A 5,888-nucleotide genomic window follows, 5' to 3' on the forward strand; every position below is an offset into this window, starting at 1 on the left:
TCAGGAATTGATGCCGGTAGCGCCTTGAACACCGACCCAACCTCCTCGAATTTCTCGATGGAGTCTGCCGGTTTGTTCGACCAGCTTGCCCACATTGGCCAGACGTCGGCTATCTTGTCCCGCCTGACGTACAGAAAGCCCGTGCCGCGCGGGCCGTACATCCATTTGTGAAGGCAGGTCGCAAAGGCATCGCAGCCAAGCTCATCGAGACGAAAGCAGATATGCCCAGCCGAATGGGCTCCATCGACGAAGCTGAAGATGCCCTTGGCGCCTGCCAGTTCCGCCAACGGCTTCACTGGCAGCACCTGACCGGTTCGGACAACGACATGGGGAAATGTAATCAGTCGCGTCCGCTCAGTGATGGCGTCCGAAAAGGCTTTGACGAACTCGTTATCATTGCCGCGACCGAAGGGAAGATCGACGAGCTTGAGCACTATGCCATCGCGTTCAACGCGTTGCCGCAAGATCGCAAGGTTTGAATCGTAGCAGTATTTCGTCGCAATGACTTCGTCGCCTGGCTTCAGAGTCACGCCGTTCAAGACCGTAGCAATACCTTCCATGGCGTTGCGCGTCAGGGCAATCTCATCGGCGCCACCGCCAAAATAGTCGGCCAGCATCTGCCTGATGTTCAGCGAAGAACCGCTTTCCTTGAGGTCCCGAAACGGCTCGTATTCATCCAGCTCGTACGAAAGCGACAGATCGACGAGCGACCTGACCCGGTCGCGCACTTCAAGTGGCGACGACCCTCGCCGCGTGTTGACCAACTGGGTGTGGGTGTACATCGGCTCCATGGTCTTGCGCACCGCGCCCCAGAACTCTTCGTTGTCGGGCGCATTCTTCAGAGAGCTCGCATGAGCAGTGTCACTGTTCAAAAACATCTTAGATGTCTCCGTCGTTCAGTCTGATTCTGTGTCTGTGCCGTTGCCGGCGCTTAAGCGGATAATTGCTGCTGCAGGCGTCGCGGCTCAGGTCGCGGCACGACCTCGGTGGTCCTGATCTGATCGGCGATGATGCATGCCGCACCATGGCCGGGATCAACCCAGACCGTAGGCGGCTCGGCTGCAGCGCACGCCTCCATCGCACTCGGGCACCGCGTTCGAAACCGGCAGCCTGACGGCGGATTGGTGGGGCTCGGAATGTCGCCCAGCAGTGCCGGAACCTCCCGCGTGGCCTCGATGCGCGGATCGGCACTCGGGATCGAGGCGAGCAGCGCGCGTGTATAGGGATGGGTCGGCCTTTCATAGACATCGCGAGAAGTCCCCTGCTCGACGATCTTTCCGAGATACATCACATAGACCCGCGACGCGGCCTGGCGGACGAGCGCCAGGTCATGCGCGATGAAAAGGCAGGCGACACCCAGATCCTTCTGYAGGCTCAGGAACAGGTTCATGACCTGAGAGCGGATCGACAGGTCGAGCGCGCTGACCGGTTCGTCGCAGATCAGCACGCGAGGCTCCACGGCAAGCGAGCGGGCGATCGCTACGCGCTGGCGCTGACCGCCGGACAGTTCGCGCGGATAGCGTTCCGCCACCGTGTCGGGCAGTCCAACTTGGTCGAGCAATTCGTGAACCCGCCGGCGCTGCCGGGCACGGTCGTGAATGCCGATGATCACCAGCGCTTCGGTTATCGCCTCGCCAATCGTTTGCCGATCGTTGAGCGAGGCATAAGGGTCCTGGAAGACGTATTGGACCGCTCGCCGGGTTTCGCGCAGCTTGCGTCCGCTGAGGCCGCTCAGGTCGACATCGTCTAGCAGGATACGACCGCCTTGCGGACGTTCTAGCCCGACGATCGAGCGGCCAAGTGTCGACTTTCCGCAACCGGATTCGCCGACCAGACCGACAATTTCTCCGGGACGGAGTTCGATGCTGACGCCATCGACCGCCTTGACCCATTTGCCGCGTTCGACACTCTTGAACCGCGTCACCAGGTTTTCGACGCGCAGGACTGACTTAGTGCTGGACATACACGCCCTCGTGACTTTGCTTGTTCATGATCGGGCAAGCTGCTGAAACCAGCGGCTGAACCGTCGACACCAGCGCCGGGCGTCTGACGTGACAGCTTTCGATTGCCGCGTGGCAGCGGGGCGCGAAGGCGCATCCGGGGATAGGTGCTCCCAGGATCGGCGGTGCGCCGGGCAATCCACGAAACAACGAGCCGGGCGCATCGTCGGCGCGCGGAATGGCGTCGATCAGACCCATTGTGTAGGGGTGGCGCGGTTCGACCAGGACATCCCCGACCGGCCCGTATTCGGCAACCCGGCCGGCATACATGACGGCAACACGCGAGGCGATGCCGGCCACCACACCCATGTCGTGGGTGATGAGCACGATGGCCATGTTCAGCCGCTTCTGCAGGTCCTTCAGCAAGGCGATAATCTGCGCTTGCACAGTGACGTCGAGAGCGGTCGTCGGCTCGTCGGCGATTAACAGCTTCGGCTCAGCGGCAACAGCAATCGCGATCATAACGCGCTGGCGAAGCCCGCCTGAGAGCTCGTGCGGGTACTGTTTCAACCGCGCATCGGGGTCAGACATCCTAACCAGCTTGAGAAGGTCAAGCGCCCTGCTTTCAGCCTGGCTGGAGCTCAGGCCCATATGAAGTTCAGTCACTTCGGCGATTTGCCTGCCGATGGTGCGTGCCGGGTTCAGCGCGCTCATCGGATCCTGGAAGATCGTACCGATCGAACCGCCGCGAAGCCTTCGCAACTCAGGTTCGGCGATGCCGACCAGTTCGATGTCATTGAACAGGATCGAGCCGCTCAGATCGACATTGACGCCCGTCGGCATCAGGCCGAGAGGGGCAAAGTTCAGCACCGTCTTGCCGCTGCCACTCTCACCGACGATGGCGAGCGTTTCGCCAGCAGCGACCGAATAGCTGACGCCGTCGACCGGCCGGATGACCGAGCGCTGGGTGAATAGATCCACAGACAGATCTGAAACCCTCAGAATATCTTTCGAAGCCATCCTGTTATGCCTTCTTCCATGCAGCTGCCGTTATCCGCCTCTGGCGAAGGGTCTTGCGGGAAAGCGAGGTAGGCACCCGGTTCAGCGCAATGGATTCGCCAAGCAGATTGAAGCCGATCACGGCCAAGGTGAGCGCCAGTCCTGGGAGGATGACCTGGCGCGGCGAAGACTCTAGATATGGCAATGCATCGACCAGCATCTGGCCCCATTCCGGCGTTGGCGGCTGGATACCCAGCCCAAGGAAGCTCAGAGTTGCGATCGCCAGGGCCACCGCGCCCGCATCTGCCGTCGCGTAGACCAGCACGGCACCCAAAGTGGCGGGCAGCAGGTGATGGAAATAGATCCGGGCGGGACTTGCCCCGAGCACTCGCAAGGACTCGATGTGCGGCCTGTTCATGACGTTGACCGCAACCGCCCTACTGATGCGCGCGCTGCCCGGCCACCAGGCAAGTGCCAAAGCAAGGATCATGTTCCAGTAGCCGGTTCCGAAAATCCCGATGACGGCCAGCGCCACGATAAGGCTGGGCATCGCCAACCCGACATCGACGATCCGCATAAGGCCTTCTTCGACCCAGCCTCGACGATAGCCCGCGACAGTGCCGATGGTGACGCCAACCGAAAGTGCCAGCACTAGGACAAGCGTCATGCCGACAACCGAGGTTCGCGCCGACAGGATCAGCCGGCTCAGCGTGTCCCGGCCGACATGGTCGGTACCAAGCCAATGGGCGAAGGACGGGCCCATATGCGCCTGAAGCAGGTTTTGCGCATTCGGATCATGTGGCGTCAGCCATGGCGCGAAGATGCCGAGGAAGAGAAAGGTGCCGACAGCCCAGATCGCCAGCCTGGGTAGGCTTGAAGTGTAAGACAGGAATTCGCGAAGAAATTTCATGGTCAGCTTCCCTGACGCCGAAGTTTGGGATCGGTGAACATCATCCCGATGTCGACGAGGAGGTTGAGGAGAATGAAGAACGATATGAAGACCAGCAGACACGCCTGAACGACCATGAAGTCGCGGAACAGAACTCCCGACAGGAACAGGTCTGCCACGCCCTTCAGGGCGAACAGAGGCTCCACTACAACCGCGCCAACCACCATCGCACCGGTCTGGGCGCCCAGCGCGTTGATGTAGGTTGGTGCTATGTTGGGTAGAGCGTGGCGGACAAGGATCGTCCGCCGTGTCAGGCCTTTGGCAACGGCCGTCAGTGCAAAGGGCCGCGACATCGCCTCTTCCAAGCCGACACGCACAACCCGGCTGAGCACGGCGGCAGGCAACAGTCCGATCGTCATCCAGGGTAGGATCCAGCTCGAAAGTCCGTCCGATCCGAAGGTGGGCAGCAGCCGAAGCTGCACCGCCAACCCATAGATCAAGAGCGCGCCAACAAAGAACGATGGCATCGAGGCGCCAAGCAAGGCGATGGTGCGGGTCGCGACATCGGCAAAACGACCCGGCCAGAGCGCGCCGGCAAAGCCGAGCGCGAAGCTGAGCAGCATAGCGAAGATCGCACCACCGGCAACGAGCGTCGCGGTGATCGGCAGGCGGCTGGACAAAGCCGGCCCGATATCCTCACCAGTCTTGTAGGAAATTCCGAGATTTCCCTGCAGGGCGCCGGTGAGCCAATGCGAGTAGCGGGTTACGATCGGTTGGTTCAGCCCCAGTTCCAGCTCGATCTTGTGGATGTCAGCAAAGGTGGCCTTGGGGGTACGCAGCTCCGCGATCAGGACCGCGATGTTGCCGGGCGCCGAGACCACCAGGGTGAAGCAGAGCAGCGTCGCCAGCACGAGCAGGACGAGCGAGTTGCGTAACCGCCGCGAGACTAGTGTAAGCATCGGATCCGCCCTTACGCGCCCAAGGTGATGTTCTTGTAAGGAAGGTCGTATTCCGTCGACGGCGGCGTGAAGCCCTGGACCCGCGGAGCGTGCGCCCAGATGATCGGCGCGTAGAACAGCGGAGAAATCGCGACCTCGTTGTAGAGCCAGTCATAGATGGCCTGCGTTGCGCCCTCCACGTCGCCTTCCGAGGCTGATGCAGCGGCCAGGACTAGCGGGTCGAGGTTTGCCGGATCGAGAAACAGCTTGCCGTCGACGCCATTGTTGAACGTCGACAAGAACAAGCCGACCAGCGTTCCGAACGGCTCGTAGGGCGCGCCCAACGTGTAGAACAGAGCCATGTCGTATTTTCGTGCCGGGATGTCACTGTGGCGCGAGGCATGATCTACCGAGCGTATCGTCAGTTCGATGCCGATCTCACCGAGTTGCGACTGCAGGATCTCGCCGAGCGAGCGTGAGCCTGCCATCTGTTCTTCGGAAACTACCAGCTCAAGCGACAGCTTTTTGCCGTCCTTTTCGCGGATCCCCGTACCGCTCCAGCCTGTCGCCTCGAGCAGAGCCTTGGCCGCCTCTACATCGCGCATGGCAACATCGAAGCGCTTGCCGGCATGCGGAACATTGGCGGGAAACAGGCTGCCCGCCGGCTCAGCCAGGCTCTGGTAAAGCACCTGCCCGATTGCCGCCCTGTCGAAGCCGATGTTGATCGCCTTGCGTACACGCACATCTTTCAGCGCTTCGTTCCGGTCGGGATTGTAAGCGAGTACGATCGTTGTCGTTCCGGTCTCAACCGTGACCGGGATGCCAGCGCTTTCCAGCGCCTTGGCTTCCGTCGCCTTAATGGGAGCCAGGTAGTCGCCGCCGGCCAGATCTATCTCGCCTGCCCTAAGCGCCGCCATGCGGCTGCGTGAATCCGGCAGGACCTTCAGCTCGACATGCTCGAATGACGGCAGATCGCCCCAATAGCCATCAAACCGCTTGAAGGAGCTTTCGCTGTTCGACGCAGTTTCCTGGATCCATGGTCCGGTACCGACCGGCGCCTGATAACTGCCATCCTTGTCGACCGATTTCGGGCTTAGGAAGCGCGATGGCCGGACATAGGAG

At 61.2% G+C, this 5,888-nt stretch carries 6 protein-coding genes; all 6 read right to left on the reverse strand.

The genetic code is table 11. The features are described 5' to 3' along the window. Window positions 1–878: aminotransferase class V-fold PLP-dependent enzyme (locus AC1DUU_RS21010; RefSeq protein ID WP_476785336.1), on the reverse strand; the 878-nt coding region annotated here is incomplete at its 3' end. Window positions 879–931: 53 nt separating this feature from the next. Continuing rightward, window positions 932–1,963, reverse strand: coding sequence for an ABC transporter ATP-binding protein (locus AC1DUU_RS21015; RefSeq protein WP_476785337.1), 1,032 nt, complete (start codon window positions 1,961–1,963; stop codon window positions 932–934). Further along, complete coding sequence (locus tag AC1DUU_RS21020) at window positions 1,950–2,960, reverse strand: ABC transporter ATP-binding protein (protein WP_476785338.1); 1,011 nt, start codon at window positions 2,958–2,960, stop codon at window positions 1,950–1,952. Before AC1DUU_RS21020 ends, AC1DUU_RS21015 begins: the two co-directional genes overlap by 14 nt. Window positions 2,961–2,964: 4 nt before the next feature. Next, window positions 2,965–3,849, reverse strand: coding sequence for an ABC transporter permease (locus tag AC1DUU_RS21025; protein WP_476785339.1), 885 nt, complete (start codon window positions 3,847–3,849; stop codon window positions 2,965–2,967). Window positions 3,850–3,851: 2 nt separating this feature from the next. Continuing rightward, window positions 3,852–4,787, reverse strand: a complete 936-nt coding sequence (locus tag AC1DUU_RS21030) for an ABC transporter permease (RefSeq protein WP_476785340.1) — start codon at window positions 4,785–4,787, stop codon at window positions 3,852–3,854. 11 nt (window positions 4,788–4,798) lie between these two features. Further along, window positions 4,799–5,888, reverse strand: a 1,090-nt coding sequence (locus AC1DUU_RS21035) for an ABC transporter substrate-binding protein (RefSeq protein ID WP_476785341.1), incomplete at its 5' end; no start/stop codon positions are given.

The organism is Aminobacter sp. P4_H6_2, assembly GCF_056400805.1.

Coding starts and splice junctions, on each gene's coding strand:
- AC1DUU_RS21020 (WP_476785338.1), bottom strand. CDS start 2,960: ATGGCTTCGAAAGATATTCTGAGGGTTTCAGATCTGTCTGTGGATCTA.
- AC1DUU_RS21025 (WP_476785339.1), bottom strand. CDS start 3,849: ATGAAATTTCTTCGCGAATTCCTGTCTTACACTTCAAGCCTACCCAGG.
- AC1DUU_RS21030 (WP_476785340.1), bottom strand. CDS start 4,787: ATGCTTACACTAGTCTCGCGGCGGTTACGCAACTCGCTCGTCCTGCTC.